General features: G+C 73.0%; 2 protein-coding genes. Both read left to right on the top strand.

Annotated elements, in window-relative coordinates; genetic code table 11:
- The first annotated feature begins 11 nt into the window (after nucleotides 1–11).
- On the top strand, nucleotides 12–5,645 hold the full coding sequence (locus GKQ77_RS02965; RefSeq protein ID WP_308117531.1) for a non-ribosomal peptide synthetase: 5,634 nt from the start codon (nucleotides 12–14) through the stop codon (nucleotides 5,643–5,645).
- A complete protein-coding gene (locus tag GKQ77_RS02960) occupies nucleotides 5,645–21,178 on the top strand; it encodes a non-ribosomal peptide synthetase (RefSeq protein ID WP_219686997.1) in 15,534 nt (5,177 codons plus the stop codon). The genes GKQ77_RS02965 and GKQ77_RS02960 overlap by 1 nt, the downstream gene beginning before the upstream one ends.

The raw sequence follows: 21,178 nt of genomic DNA, 5'->3' as shown, positions 1-21,178 counted from the left end.
GCCCCACCCGGGTGCCCACCGACCACGTACGGCAGGCCGGTGAGGTTTCCGCCGGCTGCGCCGACGCGCTGCGGTTCCTCGCCCGCGAAACCCGCGTCAGCTGGCCGGCCGTCGTCGTGGCGGGCATCGCCGCCTACCTCCACCGACTGACCGGGGCCGACGACATCGTCCTCGGCCTGGCGGTGGCGGCCCGGCCCGGCAGCGCCGCCAAGCGCACCCCCGGCATGGTCTCCAACGCACTGCCCCTGCGCCTGACTCCGGATCCGGACGCGACCGTGGCGGGCTTCGTGCGCGCGGTCAGCGACGAACTCCACCAGGTGCTGCGCCACCAGCGCTACCGCTACGAGGACATCCACCGCGATCTGAGCATGGTGGGCGACCGCAAGCGCCTGTGGGGCCCGGAGATCAACCTCATCATGTACGGCGAACGGCTCCAGTTCGCAGGCCACACCGCCACGGTGCGCGGATTCTCCATCGGCCCCGAGGAAGACCTCTCCCTCGTCGTCGACAACCGTACCGACGGCGACGGCTTCCTCATCGACTTCCACGCCAACGCCGACCTCTACACCCCGGACGACCTCGCCGGGCACCGCGGCGCACTCGTGGACTTCCTCGCCGCCCTGGCCTCCGCCGACCCCGCGGACCAGCTGCACACGGTCGCACTGACTGTCCCCGACGTCTGGACCCCGCCCGCGCCGGACGCGACCGGGCACCGCGACGCGGAGGCGGCCAAGCCCGCCGCCTACCGCGCGCCGAGCACCCCGCGCGAGGAGTCGCTCTGCACGCTGGTCGCCGAAGTCCTCAAGGTCACCAGGGTCGGTGCCGACGACAACTTCTTCGCGCTCGGCGGACACTCGCTCTCCGCGATACGCCTGCTGAGCCTCGTACGGGAGACCTTCGGCGTCGAACTGTCCATCCGTACCGTCTTCGAAGCGCCCACCGCCGCCGGACTGGCCGCGCACATCGAGGGAGCGGAGGGCCGCCGCCGGGCCCTGGCGCCGGCCGAGCGCCCCGCCGAGCTTCCGCTCTCCCTCACCCAGCAGCGGCTCTGGCTGGTCAACCGGCTCCAGGGGCCGAGCGGCGCGTACAACATGGGGCTCGCCCTGCGCCTCACCGGGCGGCTGGACCAGGCGGCGCTCGCCGCGGCGTTCCTCGACGTCATGGCCCGGCACGAGACTCTGCGTACCCGCTTCCCCGAGACGGACGGCACGCCCCGGCAGCAGATCCTCACCCCGGACGAGGCCGCCGCGCAGGTCGTGCTCACCGAGCAGCCGGTCACGGCCCAGGCGCTCGACGCGAGTGTGGCGGCAGTGGTGGCCGAGGGATTCGACCTGACCGCCGAACTCGCCGTCCGGCCGCGCTTGCTCGTGCTCGGACCGGAGGACCACGTCCTGCTGGTCGTGCTGCATCACATCGTTGCCGACGGCCTGTCGCTGGCGCCCCTCGCCCGCGACCTGGGCCGCGCCTACACCGCCCGTACGGCGGGGCAGTCGCCGGCCTTCGACCCCATGCCGGTGCAGTACGCCGACTACACGCTGTGGCAGCAGTCGGTGCTCGGCGGCGAGCACGACCCGGACAGCCCTCTCGCGCGCCAGTTGGACTACTGGAAGACAGCGCTGGCGGGACTGCCGGAAGAACTCGACCTGCCCACCGACCGGCCGCGCCCGAGCGAACTCAGCCAGCGCGGCGACATCGTCCGGTTCGAGATCGACGCCGCACTGCACCAGGGCTTGATCGAACTCGGCCGGTCCGGCCGCGCCAGCCTCTTCATGGTGCTGCAGAGCGCCGTCGCCGTACTGCTGAGCATGCACGGTGCGGGCACCGACATTCCCCTGGGCAGCGCGGTGGCCGGGCGCGGTGACGCCCGGCTGGACGACCTCGTCGGCTGCTTCGTGAACACGGTGGTCTTCCGCAACGACGTGTCGGGAAACCCGACCGTCCGCGAACTCGTGGCACGGGCCCGCGAGATGTCGCTGGCCGCCCACGCCCACCAGGACGTGCCCTTCGAGCGGCTGGTCGAGGCGCTCAACCCGGAGCGCTCCCTCGCCAGGAACCCGCTGTTCCAGGTCATGATGGATGTGCAGACCCCGGCCGAGTCCACGCTGGAACTGCCCGGACTGACCACCACACCGCAGCAGGTCGACCCGGGCGTCACCAAGATCGACCTGCTCTTCGGCCTGGACGAGCGCTCGACCGGCCGGGAGAGCGCCGCCGGCATCGCGGGACGGCTGGAGTACAGCACCGACCTCTTCGACCGCGCGACCGTCGAGACGATGGCGCAGCGGCTGATCCGGCTGCTCCAGTCGTTCGTCGCGGACCCCGGACAGCGGCTCAACGAGATCCGCCTGCTGACAGATGCCGAACACCACCAGGCGGTCCGGGAGTTCAACAGGGCCCCCGCCGTCGAACCGGCCCTGCTGCTTCCCGGGATGTTCGAGGCCCAGGTCACCCGTACCCCGGATGTGCCCGCACTCACTGAGGGCGAACTCACCCTCACGTACGCCGAACTCGACGCCCGCGCGAACCGGCTGGCGCACGCGCTGATCGCCGCCGGCGCCGGTCCGGAAGAGCGCGTCGCCGTGGTGCTGCCCCGCTCGGCCGACCTCGTGGTCGCGCTGCTCGCGGTGCTCAAGGCCGGGGCGGCCTACGTGCCCGTAGACCCCGAATACCCGGCGGACCGCATCGCGTTCATGCTCGGCGACGCAGAGCCGGCGCTCGTCGTCGCCGACGCGCGCACCCGGGCTGCCGTGCCCGGCGGTGTACCCGTGCTGGACGTCGCCGCGGATCGCCGCTCTCCGGCCACCGCCCCGCGGGACGAGGACCGGACACGGCCGCTGGACGCCGCTCATCCGGCGTACGTCATCTACACCTCGGGCTCCACCGGGCGCCCCAAGGGTGTTGTCGTGACCCACAGGTCCGTCGCCGTCTATCTGGAGGACGCGCGCCGGCGCTACCCGTCGGTCGCCGACAGCGCCCTCCTGCACTCGCCGGTCTCCTTCGATCTGACGGTCACCGCGCTGTACGCCCCTCTCGTCTCGGGCGGCTGTGTGCGCGTCGCCCCGCTCGAAGGCCCCGGCACCGGCGCGCCGCGCCCCTCCTTCCTCAAGGCGACCCCGTCGCATCTGGCCCTGCTCGGGGTCCTGCCCGAGGAGTTCTCACCCACCCGGGAACTGGTGGTCGGCGGCGAGATGCTGATCGGCGAGGTGGTTGAGGAGTGGCGCAGGCGGCGGCCCGGAGTCACCGTCATCAACGAGTACGGACCGACCGAGGCGACCGTCGGCTGCGTGGAGTACCGCCTGCGCCCCGACGACCCCGCGCCCAGCGGAGCCGTCCCGATCGGCCGCCCGATGTGGAACTCCCTCGTCTACGTCCTGGACCCGGCGCTGCGCCCCGTCCCGGCCGGAGTCGCGGGCGAGCTGTACATCGGCGGTGGCCAGCTGGCCCGCGGCTATCTGAACCGCTCGGCCCTCACCGCGGAGCGCTTCGTCGCGGACCCGTACGGCGAGGCCGGTACGCGCATGTACCGCACCGGTGACGTGGGACGCCGGCGCGCCGACGGGGAGCTGGAGTACCTCGGCCGGGTCGACGACCAGGTCAAGCTGCACGGCTTCCGGATCGAACTGGGCGAGGTCGAGGCCGTGCTCGCGCAGCACCCGCGGGTGGCCCGTGCCGCAGCCGTAGTCCGCGAGGACGTGCCGGGCCACCGGCAGCTGGTGGGCTACGCGGTCCCCCGGGCCGGGGAGAGCGTCGACCCGGCCGAGGTGGTCGCGTACGCGGAGGGGCCGCTGCCCGCCCACATGGTGCCGGCCGTCGTCGTGGTCCTCGACGACCTGCCGCTCACCCCCAACGGCAAACTCGACCGGAAAGCCCTGCCGGCACCGGTGTTCGCGGGGGCTGAGGACAGCTCCGCACCGCGCACCCCCCTGGAGGAGACGCTAGCGGGTCTCTTCGCCGAGGTGCTCGGACGGGAGTCCGTCGGCCTGCACGACAGCTTCTTCGGGCTCGGCGGTGACAGCATCGTCTCCATCCAGCTGGTGGCCCGCGCCCGCAGGCTCGGCCTGGCGCTGTCCCCCAAGGAGGTGTTCGAGCTCAAGACCGTGGCCGCGCTCGCGGCCGCGGTGACCGAGTCGGCCCCCCCGCAGCCGACCGAAACGGACGCGGACGCGGGCGTCGGCCCGCTCCCCGCCACGCCGATCATGCGGTGGCTGGAGGAGCGCGGCGGCCCCGTCGACGCCTTCCACCAGTCAGTACTGGTTCAGACCCCTCCCGCGCTCGGTGAGGCCGAGCTGGCGACCGCCCTGCAGACGGTGCTGGACCATCACGACGCGCTGCGGACCCGCCTGGACCGCAACGGACCGGACGGCCACTGGAGTTACGAGATACCGGCGCGGGGCAGCGTCGCGGCGGCCGGGCTGATCCGCCGGGTGGACATCACCGGGATGACCAGTGACGCCCTGCGCTCCGTCGTCCGGGCAGAGGCCCGCGGCGCCTGGGGACGGCTGGCTCCGGGCGCCGGGATCATGGTGCAGCTGGTCTGGTTCGACGCCGGACCGCAGCAGCCGGGACGACTGCTCTTCGCGGCGCACCACCTGGTCGTGGACGGCGTCTCCTGGCAGATCCTGCTGCCCGACCTCCGCACCGCCTGGGAGGCCGCGGCCGCCGGAAAGGAGGCGGAACTGGCGCCGGTGGGAACGCCGTTGAGGCGCTGGGCGGAACTGCTGGGGGAACGCGCCGCGGCCCCCGCCGACGCGGAACTCGCGCGGTGGACCGAGGCTCTGCGGCTGCCCGCCCCCGCCCTGGCCGATCAGGCACTGGACCCGCGGACGGACACCGCCGTCGGGGCCCGTCAGCTCACCCAGGCGATGCCGGCCGACCGTACGGAACCGCTGCTGACGCAGGCGCCCGAGGCACTCAACGCGAGCGTCCACGAGGTGCTGGTCACCGCTCTGGCGCTGGCGGTCGACAACTGGCGCCGGCACCGGGGCCTCCCGCAGGGCGACGGAGTCCTCATCGACGTGGAGGGACACGGTCGCCAGGAGCTCGCCGAAGGCGTGGACCTCTCGCGCACGGTCGGCTGGTTCACCACCATCCACCCGGCCCGCCTCGACCCCGGCGTCGAGAACTGGCCCGAGCTGTGGGCGGCGGGCCCCGCGGCCGGCCAGGCGCTCCGCAACGTCAAGGAGCAGCTGCGGGCCGTACCGCAGGGCGGCATCGGCTACGGGTTGCTGCGACATCTGCACCCGGAGACCGGACCCCGGCTCGCCGGGCTCGCCCAGGCCCCCGTGCTCTTCAACTACCTGGGGCGCGCCGACGCGCCCTCCGCCGAATGGGGTCCGGCAGCCGAGAGCGAGGCGGTCCGCGAAGAGGGCGCCAACCTGCCGCTGTCACATGTGCTCGAGATCAACGCCGTGATCCAGGACCATCCGGACGGTCCGCGGCTCATGGCCACCTGGACCTGGCCGGCCCGGCTGCTGTCGGTGGCCGATGTACGAGAGCTGGCGGACGACTGGTTCCGCGCCCTGCGCGTCCTGACCGACCACGCCGAGCGGCCCGGTGCCGGCGGCTACACGCCGTCGGACCTGGCGCTGGTGGACCTTTCCCAAGACGAGATCGACGGCCTCGAAGCCGAGTGGAGGACGCTGTGATGACGAAGTCGGGTCCCGAGGACATTCTTCCGCTGTCCCCGCTCCAGGAAGGTCTCCTCTTCCACGCGCTGTACGACGAGACCGGGAACGACGTCTACACCGTGCAGGTGGTGCTCGATCTCGGCGGCGGCCTGGACGCACGCACCCTGCGCGCGACCGCGGAGGCCTTGCTGCACCGCCACGCCAACCTCCGGGTCGGCTTCCTGCACCCCAAGCAGAGCCGACCGGTGCAGGTTGTCGCCCGGGAGGTCGAACTTCCCTGGTCCGAGACGGATCTGCGGGAGCTCGGCGAGGCGGAGCGCGCGGCCGAACTGGACCGTATCCAGGCCGAGGAGAAGGCACACCGCTTCGACCTGGCGCGACCGCCGCTGATGCGCTACCGGCTGGTGCGGCTCGCCGACGACGCCTACCGGCTGCTGTGCACCTTCCACCACATCCTGCTCGACGGCTGGTCGACCTCGGTACTGCTCGGCGAGCTCTTCGAGCTGTACGGCAAGGGTGCGGACGTCACCTCTCTGCCGCCGGTCACGCCGTTCCGCGAGCACCTGGCCCATCTGGCCGGGCAGGACAGTGCCGTGGCCGAGGACGCCTGGAGACGGGCACTGGCCGGCATCGACGCGCCCACCCGGCTCATCCGCTCCGATCCGGGGCGGGCGGTCGTACACCCCGAGCAGCTGGCCATCGAGCTGTCCGCCGAGGACACCGAGGCACTCTCGGCGCGGCTGCGCGGCAACGACCTGACCTTCAGCAGCGCCGTGCACGGCTCGTGGGGCCTGCTGCTGTCGGTCCTGACCGGCCGCGACGACGTGGTCTTCGGTACGGTCGTCTCCGGCCGGCCGCCGGAGGCCCCCGGCGTCGAGCGCATGGTCGGCATGCTCATCAACAGCCTGCCCGTCCGCGTACGGCTGCACGGCGGCGACTCGCTGCTGACGGTGCTGGAGCGGCTCCAGAGCGAGCACCTGGAGATGATGGAGCATCAGCACACCGGGATGCGCGACATCCACCGGCTGTCGGGCCACGCCGAACTCTTCGACACCTATGTGGCGTTCGAGAACTTCCCCTTCGACCTTCAGGACCTGCGCGACCTCGCGGGCGACCTGACCATCGACGGCTTCGACGTGCTGGACGCCAACCACTACCCGCTGTGCCTGGTGTCGCACGTGTACGAGGGCAGGCTGCGGCTGGTGCTCAACTACCGCCCCGACCTGTTCGAGCGGGAGCAGGTGGAGGTCATCGGTGGCCGCCTGGTGCGGCTGCTGGAGACGCTGACCGAGGACCCGACGCGGGCCGTGGCGTCCCTGGACCTGCTGACCGAGCGGGAGCGGGCCGGGCTGGCCGGGGCCGCCGGCTCCACCGTGGAGCAGGCGTCTTTCCCCGAGCTGTTCGCGGCGCAGGTGGCGCGTACCCCCGACGCGGTGGCGGTCGAGTCCGCCGAGGTCTCGCTGACGTACGCCGAGCTGGACGCCCGCGCCGAGAAGCTGGCGGCGCGGCTCGCGGGCCTCGGTGTGGGGCCCGAGCAGATCGTGGCACTGGTGCTGGGGCGGTCGGTGGAGTCGGTGGTCGGCTCGCTGGCCGTGATGAAAGCGGGCGCCGCGTATCTGCCGGTGGACCCGGACTATCCTGCCGAGCGCATCGGTTTCATGTTCTCGGACGCGCGCCCGGCCGCAGTGCTCACCACCGCCGCGTACGCGGGTGTGGTGCCCCGGAGCGAGGGCGTGCCGGTGGTCGTCCTCGGCGCCGACGACCAGCAGGAGCCGCCCGCCGGCCAGGTGCCGGCCGGACCGGTGTCGGTGGACAGCCCCGCCTATGTGATCTACACGTCCGGCTCCACGGGTGTGCCCAAGGGAGTCGTGGTGACGCACGCGGGTCTGGCCGCGTTCGCCGCCACTGAGCGCGAGCGGTTCGCCGTCACGTCCACGAGCCGGGTGCTGCAGTTCTCCTCGCCGAGCTTCGACGCGTCGGTGCTGGAGCTGTGCATGACGCTCACCTCCGGAGCGGCCGTGGTGGTGCCCGAGCCGGGGCCGCTGGCGGGCGAGCCGCTGGCCGAGGTGATCGCGGACCGCCGGGTGACGCACGCGCTGATCCCGCCCGCCGCGCTCGCGAGCGTGCCGGCGGCCGGTCTTCCCGACTTCGCGTGCCTGATCGTGGGCGGCGACGCGTGCTCGGCCGAGCTGGTGGAGCGGTGGGCCCCGGGCCGCCGCATGGTCAACGCGTACGGCCCCACCGAGTCCACGGTCGCGGTGTCGATCAGCACGCCGCTGGCACCGGCCGGCGGGGTGCCGCCCATCGGCGCGCCGGTGCTCGACACGCGTGCCTATGTGCTGGACGGGGCGCTGCGGCTGGTGGCGCCGGGTGTCCCGGGCGAGCTGTACGTGGCGGGACCGGGCCTGGCCCGCGGCTACCTGCGGCGCGCCGGACTGACCGCGGAGCGGTTCTCCGCCGACCCGTTCGGAGGGCCGGGGGAGCGTATGTACCGGACCGGGGACGTGGTGCGCCGGCTCGACGACGGCCAGTTGGAGTTCGTCGGCCGAGCCGACGACCAGGTCAAGGTGCGGGGTTTCCGGATCGAGCTGGGCGAGATCGAGAGCGTCCTGGTCCGGTACGAGGGTGTGGACCAGGCCGCCGTGGTGGTGCACGAGGCGCAGCCCGGTGTGAAGCAGCTCGTCGCGTACGTCGTACCGGCCGGTCCGGGCACGGTGGACGCCCAGGAGCTGCGGGAGTTCGTGGCCGGGCGGCTGCCCGAGTACATGGTCCCGGCGCTGGTGGTCACGCTGGACGCGCTGCCTCTGATGGTCAACGGCAAGCTGGACCGCAAGGCCCTGCCCGCTCCGGAGTTCACCGCGGCCGAGGGGCGCGCGCCGGGCAACGCCCGTGAGGAGCTGCTCTGCACGCTCTTCGCCGAGGTCCTCGGGGTGGCGAAGGTCGGTGTCGACCAGAGCTTCTTCGAGCTCGGCGGCGACAGCATCGGCTCCATCCAGCTGATCAGCCGTGCCCGCAAGGCCGGGCTGCGCTTCAGCCCGCGCGACGTCTTCACCCACAGGACGGTCGAGGCGCTCGCCGCCGTGGCCAAGGATGCCGCCGCGCCCGCTCGCCGAGCACCGTCCGACGGCGTCGGCGGTGTGCCGCTGACCCCGATCATCCACTGGTTCAGCGAACACGGCGGCGATGTGAGCCACTTCAACCAGGCCATGCCGCTCCCGGCCCCCGCCGCACTGGACACCGGGCGCGTCACCGCCGTACTTCAGACCTTCCTCGACCACCACGACGCACTGCGGCTGCGGCTGACCCGCATCGAGGACATCGGGGAGTGGACGCTGGAGATCACCCCGCGCGGCACCGTACCCGCCGAGGACTGCCTGCACCGTGTGGACGTCAGCGGCGTCGACGCGGACGAGCTCGCCGCCGTCACCGAGCGGGAGTTCGCCGCCGCCCAGGCGAGGCTCGACCCCGAGGCGGGCCGCATGGTCCAGGCCGTCTGGTTCGACGCGGGCCGTGAGCGTGCCGGCCGGCTGCTGCTGGTCATCCACCACCTGTCGGTCGACGGCGTCTCCTGGCGGATCCTGCTGCCCGAGTTCACCGCCGCCCTCGAGGCTGCGGCCGCAGGAGAGACATTCACCCCCGAGCCGGTCGGAACGTCCTTCCGCCGCTGGGCCCAGCAGCTGACCGCGGCGGCAGGCGAGCCGGACCGGATACGCGAACTCCCCCTGTGGCGCGGCATTCTGTCCGCCCCGGACCCGCTGCTCACCGAGCGACCGCTGGACCCGGAGCGCGACACGCTCGCCTCTGCCGGGCACCTCACCCTGCGGCTCCCCGCCGACGTGACGGAGCCGCTGCTCGGCCGCGTACCCGCGGCCTTCAACGCCCGGATCAACGACGTGCTGCTCACCGCGCTCGCCGTCGCCGTCGCCGACTGGCGGCGCCGCCAGGGCCGCGGTGACGGCTCCTCCGTCCTCGTCGGTCTGGAGGGGCACGGCCGCGAGGAGATACTCGAAGGATCGGACCTGTCCCGTACGGTCGGCTGGTTCACCAGTCTGTACCCCGTACGTCTCGACCCGGGCGAGCTGCCCGCCACCGAACTCTTCGAGGGCGGCCCCGCCCTCTCGGCCGCCCTCAAGGCGGTCAAGGAGCAGCTGCGCGCCATCCCGGACAACGGCATCGGCTACGGCCTGCTGCGCCACCTCAACCCGCGCACCGCCGTGACCCTCGCCAAGTTCGGCGAGCCGCAGATCGGCTTCAACTACCTCGGCCGTATCGGGGGCACCGACGGGGACACTCAGGACAGCAGCCTGGGCGGCGGCGCCGACCCGGCCACCCCGCTGCCGTACACCCTTGTCGTCAACGCGGTCACCGAGACCTCCATCGAGGGCCCCCGGCTCTCCGTCACCTGGTCCTGGCCGGGCGAGCTGCTGGCCGAGGGCGATGTCGAGGAGCTGGCGCAGGCGTGGTTCAAGGCCCTCGAGGCCCTGGTCACGCTCGCGGACCGGCCCGGCGGCGCGGGCGGGCTCATCCCCTCCGACCTGCCGCTCGTCCCGCTCACCCAGGCGGAGATCGGCCGGCTGGAACAGGCCCAGCCGCGGCTGGCCGACGTACTGCCGCTCTCCCCGCTTCAGGAGGGGCTGCTCTTCCACACCGAGTACGACCAGCAGGCCGAGGACGTCTACATCACGCGACTCGCTGTGGACCTACGCGGCGAGCTGGACGTCGAGGCGCTCCGCGCCGCCGTGGCCGGACTGCTGCGCCGCCACGACAGTCTGCGCGCCGCGTTCCACTACACGAGCGAGGGCAACCCCGTACAGCTCGTTCCCGAAGAGGTCGAACTCCCCTGGAACGAGGTGGACCTGACCGCTCTGGGCGAGAACGAGCAGCGCACCGAACTCGACCGGCTGCTGGTCCAGGAGCGGTCGCGTCGCTTCGATCCGCAGCGCCCGCCGCTGCTGCGCTTCACCCTCATCCGGCTCGGCGAGGACACCCACCGGCTGCTCGTCGCCGCCCATCACCTGCTGCTGGACGGCTGGTCGGCGCCGGTGCTCGCCGGCGAACTCTTCGCGCTGTACGGCACACGGGGCGACGACGTGGCGCTGCCGCCCGTCGCCCCGTACAAGAACTATCTGGCCTGGCTGGCCGGACAGGACCGGGAGGCCGCCCGGGACGCCTGGCGCCAGGCGCTGGCCGGCGTCGACGAGCCGACTCTGGTGGCTCCGGCCGCCGCGGACCACACCGCCGCCCTGCCGGGACGGATCGTGGACGAGCTGCCCTCCGTGCTGACCTCCGCCCTGGCCGCGGCGGCCCGTACGCACGGACTCACCATGAACGCCGTCGTACAGGGCGCCTGGGGCATCGTGCTCGCCGGACTCACCGGCCGCGACGACGTGCTGTTCGGCGAGACGGTCTCCGGCCGCCCGCCGGAGCTCCCGGGCGTCGAGTCGATGGTCGGGCTCTTCAGCAACACCGTGCCCGTACGGGTACGGATCGACCCGGCCGCGTCGCTGATCGACACCCTCTGCCGAGTGCAGGAACAGCGGGTGGAACTCCTCGCGCACCACTACATCGGGCTCGCCGAACTCCAGCAGCTCGCCGGTCTGACCACGCTGTTCGACACGGCCGTGGTCTTCGAGAACTTCCCGGCCGACCCCGGGGCACAGGACACCGTGCACGGCCTCGCCCTGTCCGACGTGGACACCAAGGGCGACAACCACTACCCGCTGGGCATGGTGGTGATGCAGGACGACGAGCGGATGGTCCTCAACTGGTACTACCGCTCCGACCTGCTCGACCCGCAGCTCGTCCACGCCGCCACCGACCGGCTGCGCCGGGTGCTGGAGGCCGTGGCCGCCGGGCCGCGGACGCCCGTCGGCAGGCTCGACCTGCTGGGCGAGGAGGAGCTTCGGCAGCTGACGGCCGGCTGGAACGGCCCCGCCGTCCCCGGGTCCCAGGCCGTCGTGCCCGAACTGTTCCAGGCCCAGGCCGAGCGCACGCCCGACGCGACAGCCGTCGTGCACGGGGCCACCGAACTGACCTACGCCGAACTGAACCGGCGGGCCAACCGGCTGGCACACGCCCTGATCGCCCGGGGCGCGGGCCCCGAGCGGCTGGTGGCCATCGCCATGGAACGCTCGGCCGACCTCGTCGTCGCCCTGCTCGCCGTCCTCAAGTCCGGCGCGGCGTACGTGCCGGTCGACCCCGCGTACCCGCACGACCGCATCCGCTACCTGCTCGACGACGCGTCGCCGCAGCTGCTCGTGACCACCCGCGCGGTGAGCGCCGCACTGCCGCCCACGGACATCGGGCTGCTGGTGACCGACGACCCGCAGACGGCGCGGGAGACCGAACGGCAGTCCGCCGGCGACCCCGCCGACCCCGACCGCGACACGCCGCTGACTCCGGACCACCCGGCGTACGTCATCTACACCTCCGGTTCGACCGGCCGCCCCAAGGGTGTCGTGGTGGCGCACCGTTCGGTCGTGGACTACCTCGGCTGGACCGGGCTCGCCTACCCGGGCGCCGCAGGCCTCGCGCTGCTGCACTCGCCGGTCTCCTTCGACCTCACCGTCACCGCGCTGTTCACCCCGCTCACGGTCGGCGGCACCGTCGTGGTCGCCGCACTGGAGGAGGACGACACGGTCTCGGGCAGGCTCTCCGCGACCCCCTGCACGTTCATGAAGGCCACGCCCAGCCATCTGCCGCTGCTCGGTGCGCTGCCGGCCGCGTACTCGCCGGACACCGAACTGCTGCTCGGCGGCGAGGCGTTGTTCGGCGAGGCCCTCACCGCGTGGCGCGAGCGCCACCCGGACGCCACCGTCTGGAACGTGTACGGGCCCACCGAGGCCACCGTCAACGTCACGGAGTACCGCATCGAACCGGGCGCCGACGTGCCGGCCGGCCCCGTTCCCATGGGCCGCCCGCAGGGCAACGTCCGGGCGTACGTCCTCGACGCGCTGCTGCGGCCCGCGCCGGCCGGCGTGGCGGGCGAGCTGTACCTGGCCGGGCCCTGCCTGGCCCGGGGCTACCTCGGTCGGGCCGCCCTGACATCCGAGCGGTTCGTCGCCGACCCGTACGGCCCGGCGGGCGAGCGCATGTACCGCACCGGTGACGTCGCCCGCCGGCAGGCGGACGGAAACCTCGTGTTCGTCGGCCGCGCCGACGACCAGGTGAAGCTCCGCGGTCACCGCATCGAGCTCGGCGAGATCGTGGCCGCCGTGGCCGCCGTGCCGGAGGTCGCCGCCCAGGCAGTGATCGTCCGCGCCGGCGCAGCGGACAGCGGCAGACTGGTGGCGTACGTCGTGCCGGTCGCCGGAGCGCAGCTCAGCGGCCGGACGGTACGCGACCGGCTCGCGGCGTCGCTGCCCGAGTACATGGTCCCGGAGGCGGTCGTCGTACTCGACGAGTTGCCGCTGACCCGCAACGGCAAGCTCGACCACAAGGCCCTGCCCGAGCCCGAATTCGCGGCCGCGGCCGCGGTCCGTGCCCCACGCACCCCGCAGGAGGAAATCCTGTGCGGCCTGTTCGCCCAGATCCTCGATGTGCCCGAGGCAGGCGTGGACGACGACTTCTTCCAGCTCGGCGGCAACTCGCTGAGCGCGGTCCGGCTGCTCAGCCGGGTCCGTTCGGCCTTCGGCGCGGACGTCGACGTACGCGCGGTCTTCGAGGCGCCGACCCCCGCACTGCTGGCCACCCGGCTCGGTACGGGCGACTCCGCCCGGCCCGAGCCGGCGCCGTGGCAGCGCCCGGCGGAGATCCCGCTGTCGTTCGCCCAGCTCCGCCTGTGGTTCCTCGACCGCGTGGAGGGCCCCTCGGGGACGTACAACATCCCCATCGGCGTCCGGCTCAGCGGCACCCTCGACCGGGACGCGCTGCGCGCGGCCGTGTCCGACGTCGTGGCGCGCCACGAGGTGCTGCGCACGCTCTACCCGGACACCGGGGGCAAGCCGCGCCAGCACGTCCTCGCGCCGGACGCGGTGGCCGTGCCCCTGGAGGTCGTCACGGCCACCGAGGGAGGGCTGGCCGAGGCGCTGCGCGAGAGCGCCCGCCGGGGCTTCGACCTGGCCGGTGAACTCCCGTTCAGAGCCTCTCTGTTCGCGCTCTCGGACACCGAACACGTACTGCTGCTGACGGTCCACCACATCGCGACCGACGGCTGGTCGAACGCTCCGCTCGCCCGAGATCTGTCCACGGCGTACGCCGCCCGGCAGGCCGGCCACGCACCCGCGTTCACGCCACTTCCGGTGCAGTACGCGGACTACACGCTGTGGCAGCGGGAGCTGCTCGGCGACGAGAACGACCCGGACAGTCTGGTCTCCCGCCAGCTGGCCTTCTGGCAGGAGACGCTGGCCGGCGCCCCCGCGGAGCTGCCGCTGCCCACCGACCGGCCCCGGCCGGCCGAGATGTCGGCCGAGGGCGGCACCGTCGAGTTCGGCGTTGGCGCCGAACTCCACGCCAAGCTCGCCACCCTCGCCAGGGACCACCAGGTCAGCCTGTTCATGGTGGCCCAGGCGGCGCTCGCGGCGCTGCTGACCCGGCTCGGCTCCGGCACCGACATCCCGGTCGGCACCGCCGTCGCCGGCCGCGGTGACGAGGCGCTCGAGGAACTGGTCGGGTTCTTCGTCAACACGCTGGTACTGCGCACCGACACCTCGGGTGATCCGGCCTTCGCCGAACTGCTCGGCCGGGTCCGTGCCGCGGACCTGGCGGCGTACGCCCATCAGGACATCCCCTTCGAGCGGATCGCCGATGCGCTCAGCCCCGCACGGTCCATGGCGCACACCCCGCTGTTCCAGGTGTTCCTCGCCTTCCAGAACAACGCGGCGCCCCGTCTGGAACTGCCCGGGCTGACGGTGAGCCCGGCCGACATCCAGCTCACCGCGGCCAAGACGGACCTGGGCATGGAGCTGACCGAGGTCTTCACCAAGGACGGCGGCCACGCCGGTCTGCGCGGCCAGGTGAGCTACCGCAGCGACCTGTTCGACCGGAGCACGGTCGAGTCGGTCGTGGCCCGGTTCGTCGCGCTGCTCGACGCGGTCACCACCGACCCGGAACTCCCGCTCAGCCGTATCGACCTGATGTCCGCCGCCGAGCTGCACCGGGTCCTGGCCGAGTGGAACGACACGGCCCGCGACGTACCGCCCGCGACGTTCCCCGCCCTGTTCGAGGCGCAGGCCGCGGCCTGCCCCGGGCAGCTCGCGGTGGTCGCCGGCGACCAGCGACTGACCTACGCGGAACTCAACGCGCGGGCGAATCAGTGGGCGCACCACTTCATCGGCCGTGGCATCGGCCCCGAGCAGCGGGTGGCCGTCGCCGTACCGCGTTCGGTGGACTGGCTGGCGGTGACCCTGGGCGTACTCAAGGCGGGCGCCGCGCACCTGCCGGTCGACCCCGGATACCCGGCGGAGCGTATCGCCTTCATCGCCGAGGACTCGAGCCCCGCGCTGGTCCTCACCACCGAGGACACGGCGGGCAGGCTGACCCTGCCCGAGGGTGCGGCCGTGCTGGCCGTCGACGCGCCGGCTGTCCGCGCCGCGGTGGCCGGGGCCCGCGACACCGACCCCGCTGACGCGGACCGGACGGCCGCGCTCGTGACCGGTCATCCGGCGTACGTCATCTACACCTCGGGCTCCACCGGCCGTCCCAAGGGCGTCGTGGTCACCCACCACGGCATCGCCGGTATGGCCGGCGCGCACGCGGAGAACTTCGGCATCGACGGGGACAGCCGCATCCTGCAGGCGGTCTCGCCCAGCTTCGACGTGTCGATGGCCGACCTGTCGATGACCCTGCTCAGCGGAGCCACCCTGGTGCTGCCGGAGGGCAACCAGCAGCCCGCGGGCGACGAACTGGCCGCGCTCGTACGCGACCACGGCGTCACCCACCTGCAGATCACGGCGGGCGTGCTGGCCACACTGCCCCGTACCGAACTGCCCACGCTGCGCACGCTCGCGGTCGGAGGCGAGGCATGCCCGCCGGACCAGGTCGCCCACTGGTCGGCGGGGCGCCGTCTGCTCAATGTGTACGGACCGAGCGAGACCACCGTGTGTGCCACCATGAGCCGGCCGCAGTCCGGCGCGGTGCACTCACCGATCGGCTTCCCGGTGTGGAACACCGCGGCGTACGTGCTCGACGACTTCCTGCGGCCGGTGCCGGCCGGCGTGGCCGGCGAGCTGTACATCGCGGGCGCCGGCCTCGCCCGCGGCTACCTGGGCCGTGCCGCGCTCACTTCGGAGCGCTTCGTCGCCAATCCGTTCGGGGCGCCGGGTGAACGCTTCTACCGCACGGGTGACCTCGTGCGCCGGCGCGACGACGGCCAGCTGGAGTTCGTCGGCCGCACCGACGACCAGGTGAAGATCCGGGGATTCCGGATCGAGCTCGGCGAGATCGAGGCGGCGCTCACGGCCCACCCGGACGTCAGCCACGCGGCGGTGACCGTCCACCAGGACGCGACCGGGCGAAACCGGCTGGCGGCCTGTGTGGTGGCCATCGGCGACCGGTCCGTGTCGTCCGGGGAACTCCGCGGCCACCTGGCGGAGCGCCTGCCGGAGTACATGGTGCCCGTCGCGTTCACGACGCTCGGCGAACTGCCGCTGAGTGCCAACGGGAAGGTCGACCGCAAGGCGCTGCCGGAGCCCGACTTCGGCGCGCGTGCGGACGCCCGGGCGCCGCGCGACGAGAAGGAGAGGGTGCTCTGCGAGCTGATCCGCGACCTGCTCGGCGTCGAGCGGGTGGGAGTCGACGACAGCTTCTTCGAGCTGGGCGGGGACAGCATCGTCTCGATCCAGCTGGTGAGCCGGGCGCGCGAGGCGGGACTCGAGTTCACCGCGGCAGACGTACTGCGCCACCGTACGGTCGAGGAGCTGGCCGCGGCGGCCGTCGGTCTCGGCGAGGAGAGCACCGAGCCCGCCGTCCAGGACGCCGGGACCGGTGAGGTCCCGCTCAGCCCGGCCGTGCACGCGCTGCGCGAACGCGGCGGTCCGGTCGACCGTTCCGTCACGACCGCCTGGCTGAGGCTGCCGGAGGGCTGCGACGGCCACAGCCTGCGCACGGTGGTCCAGGCGCTCCTCGACCACCACGACGCACTGCGGCTGCGGCTCACGCGCCGCGCCGGGAATCACGTCTGGGGCCTGGAGGTACGTCCGCGCGGCGAGGTGAGCGCCGACTCGCTGCTCACCCGGGTCGAGGTGCGCGGCACCGACGCCGAAACGCGGGCCGCGCTGCTGACGGAGCACGAGGGTCTCGCCCGGTCCTCTGTCGCCCCGGAGGACGGCGTCGTGTTCCGGGCCGTCTGGTTCGACGGCGGCCCGGAGGGAGAGCACCGGCTGCTCCTGGTGATGCACGCGCTGGCGGCCGACACGGACTCCTGGCGGATCCTGACATCGGACCTGCGGACGGCGTGGGAGGCGGTGGCGGCGGGACACGTCCCGCAGCTGCCGCCCGTGACCACGACCTACCGTGCATGGGCCGAGGGCAGGGCGGCCGCGGCCGCCGTCCCGGAGCTCATCGACGAACTCGAGGTGTGGACCGGGATGCTCGGCGCGGACACCGCGCCGCTCACCGGCCGGCCGCTCGACCCGCGCCGGGATACCGCGGCCAGCGTTCGCGACGTGGAGACGGAGTTCTCCCGTACCGAATCGGAGTCACTGCTGACCTCGGTTCCGGAGCGCTTCTCCACCGGACTCCAGGAGGTTCTGCTCGGGGCCTTCGCCATCGCCGTCGACGAGTGGCGCACCCGGCAGGGTCGGAACACCGGCAGCGGTGTCCTGGTCGGCCTGGAGGCCGACGGCCGGGGCCACGCGCCCGGGGGCACCGACCTTTCCCGCACGCTGGGCCGGTTCACGTCCACCTATCCGGTACGACTCGACCTCCTCGACGCGGAGAACGACGACAGCCGGGCCGGGCAGGCTTCCCCCGGCGCCCTGCTGAAGCGGGTCAAGGAGCAGCTGGCGGCCGTCCCGGACCACGGCCTCGGGTACGGGCTGCTGCGGCACCTCAACCCGCAGACGGCGCCACTGTTCGCCGGCTTCGCCGCCCCCCAGGTCAGGGTCCGGTACCAGGGCCGCTTCGCGGCGCCGCTCGACGACGGCTCCGTGCCGTTCGGCTCGGCGGGCGCCGTCCGGGCGGTCGAGGCCGTGGACCCGGGCATGCCGGTGACGTACGCCCTCGACGTGGACGTATGGGTGGCGGACGAGGCGGACGGTCCGCGCCTGAGGGCGCGCTGGTCCTGGCCGGAGGCGATGTTCGCCGAGGCGGACGTACGGGACCTGGCCGAGGCCTGGCAGCGGGCGGTTCAAGGGATCATCGCCGACGCCGGTGTGAGCGGCGGCGGGCGTTCCCCCTCGGACTTCCCGCTGGTCCGGCTCGACCAGCGGGAGATCGAACTGCTGGAGCGGAGCGGGCAGGGCCTGACCGATGTGCTTCCGCTGGCGCCGCTCCAGGAAGGGCTGCTGTTCCACTCGCTCTACGACGAGCGCGAACCCGACGTCTACACCGTCCAGTTCGGCCTCGATCTGGAGGGCGACCCGAAGACCGGAGTGCTGCGCGGCGCGGTGCAGGCGCTGCTGGCACGGCACGACAACCTGCGGGCGGGATTCGCGTACGAAGGACTGTCCCAGCCGGTGCAGTTCGTGCCGGCCGGCAGCGAGCTCCCCTGGAGCGAGACCGACCTCGGCGCGCTGACCGCCGCCGAGCGCGCCGCCGAGGTCGACCGCCTGATGCGCGAGGCCAGAGCGGAACGGTTCGACGTCACCAGGCCCCCGCTGCTGCGCTGCGCCCTGCTGAGGCTCGGCGCGGGCCGCGCCCGGCTCGTCCTGACACTCCATCACCTCCTGCTTGACGGCTGGTCCACGCCGATCCTGCTCGACGAACTCATGCGGCTGTACGCCTCCGGTGGCGACCCGGCGGGCCTGCCGGAAGTCCGTCCGTACCGCGGCTATCTGGAATGGGTCGGCCGCCAGGACCGGGAAGTCTCCGAACAGGCGTGGCGCGCCGTGCTGGACCCGACGGTGGAGCCCACTCTGCTCGCACCGGCCGATCCGGACCGTGCTTCGGTCGCGACGGAGAAGATCTCCGTGACTTTCGACGGTGACGTGGTCGCGAGACTGACCGCGCTCGCCGGCCGGCACGGCATGACGATGAACACCGTCGTCCAGGGCGCCTGGGGCCTGCTGCTCGGCAGGCTCACCGGACGCGACGACGTGGTCTTCGGGGCCACCGTGTCCGGCAGGCCGCCGGAGGTCGCCGGTATCGAGCGGATGGTCGGGCTGTTCATCAACACCGTTCCGGTGCGCGTCGCGTACGACGCCGGTGAGCCGGTCGACGCCCTGCTGTCCCGGCTGTGGGACCAGCAGGTGGAGCTGATGTCCCATCAGCACGTCGGGCTCGCCGACCTTCAGCGGCTGGCCGGGAAGGGCGAACTGTTCGACACCCTGCTGGTGTTCCAGAACATCCCCGCCGACGGCGCGGGCTTCGGCGGCGACGGCGGGCAGGTGCGCGCCGTGGACCTGGAGATGAACGACGCCACCCACTACCCGCTCACCCTGGACGCCGGACTGTCAGGGAACCAGCTGCACTGCCGGCTGGGCTACCGCCCGGACCTGTTCACGGCGGCGGAGACCGAGGTCGTCGTGCAGGGGCTGCGCGAGGTGCTCGAGACCATCGCCGGCGACCCGGCGCTGCCCGTCGGCAAGCTGGGCGACGACCGGCTGACCCACTGGTGGTCGGGCGTGCGGTCGAAGCTCCAGCAGCGAGTGGGGCAGGACGCCGGGGCGGAAGCCGCGGACGAGGCGGCGGCAACGGAACGCGAGAGCGGGTCCGGCTCCCGGGAGGCCGTCCTGGCCCGGCTGTTCGCCGAGGTGCTGGGCAGCGACCAGGTCGGTCTCGACGACGACTTCTTCGAGCTGGGCGGCGACAGCATCGTCTCCATCCAGCTGGCCGGCCGGGCCCGCAAGGCGGGCCTGCTGATCAGCCTGCGGGACGTGTTCAAGCACCGGACGGTCCGGGCGCTCGCCAGGATCGCCCGTGCGGACGAGGACCGGCCGGCGGACGAGACCCCCGAGGACGCCGTCGGTGAGCTGGCGCTCACGCCGGTCATGCTGGACCTGTACGAGCGGGGCGGCCCGACGGACGCCGTACACCAGGCGGCCCTTCTGCAGGTGCCCGCGGACTGCGACGAGCCGCGGCTCGCGGCGACCCTGCAGGCCGTCCTGGACCACCACGACACACTGCGCTCGCGGGTCGTGGACGGCCCCGGGGGCCGGCGCCTGGACATCGCACCCCGGGGCGCCGTCGAGGCGGCCGGGCTGATCAGCCGTACCGACATCTCGCGCGTGGCGCAGAGCGACCTGATCGGCGTGGTCGGCGACGCCCAGACGCGGGTACAGACACAGCTCTCCCCTGCGGACGGCGACATGGTACGAGCGGTCTGGTTCGACGCCGGTCCGCACCGGCCGGGGCGGCTGCTGCTCCTCGTGCACCACCTGGCCGTCGACGGTGTTTCCTGGCGCGTCCTCCAGGAGGACCTCAGGGCCGCCTGGGAGGCGGTCGTCGCCGGCGAGGAGCCCAAGCCCGAGCCGGTGGGGACGTCGTTCCGCCGGTGGTCGCGGCTGCTGTCGGACGAGGCGGTGTCACCCGCCCGGGCCGGCGAGACGGCGCTCTGGCGTTCCGTGCTCGGTACGCCGGACCCGTTGCTCGGACACAGGCGGCTGGACCCCACGCGTGATGTGGTGGCCTCGGCACGTCAGCTGACGGTGTCGTTGCCGGACGCGGTGGCGGATCCGCTCCTGGGGAGGGTGCCCGCGGTGTTCAACGCGGCGGTCGACGAAGTGCTGTTGACCGCTCTGGCGCTGGCCGTGGCGCGCTGGCGCTCGGGCCGTGGCCGAGGCGACGGCACCGCGGTACTGGTGGGCCTCGAGGGCCACGGCCGTGAGGAGATCGTGGACGGGACGGATCTGTCCCGCACGGTCGGCTGGTTCACGAACCTCTATCCGGTCGCCGTCGACCCCGGCGCGCTGCCGTCGGACGAGGTGTGGTCGGGCGGCCCGGCTCTCGGCACCGCGCTGAAGCGGGTCAAGGAGCAGCTGCGGGCGATCCCGGACAAGGGGATCGGCTACGGGCTGCTGCGTCATCTGAACCCGCGGACCGGCCCGGAACTCGCCGGTCACCCGGAGCCTCAGCTGGGCTTCAACTACCTCGGCCGGTTCAGCGCCGTAGACGCGGCGGCGACCCGCGCCGAGGACTGGGCGGCGCCGCCCGAGGCCACCGAGACCCTCGGCAGCGGCGGCGACGACGCCAGACCGCTGGCCCACGCCCTCGGCCTGAGCGCTGTGGCGCAGGACCGGCCCGACGGCGTGCGGCTGGTGGCCATCTGGTCGTGGCCGGACTCGCTCTTCGACGAGCGGGAGGTCCGGGAGCTGGCCGACCTGTGGTTCCAGGCCCTCGCCGCCCTGGCCGATTGCGCGGCACGACCCGAGGCCGGCGGCCTCACCCCCTCCGATGTCTCCCTGCTGGACCTCTCGCAGGACGAAATCGATGAATTCGAGAGTGATCTGAGCTGA

It is taken from the genome of Streptomyces anatolicus (genome assembly GCF_019400875.1).
Taxonomy (GTDB): Bacteria; Actinomycetota; Actinomycetes; order Streptomycetales; family Streptomycetaceae; genus Streptomyces; species Streptomyces anatolicus.
Note: the sequence above shows the minus strand (reverse complement) of the source record. Positions and strands in the feature narration are given on the sequence as shown.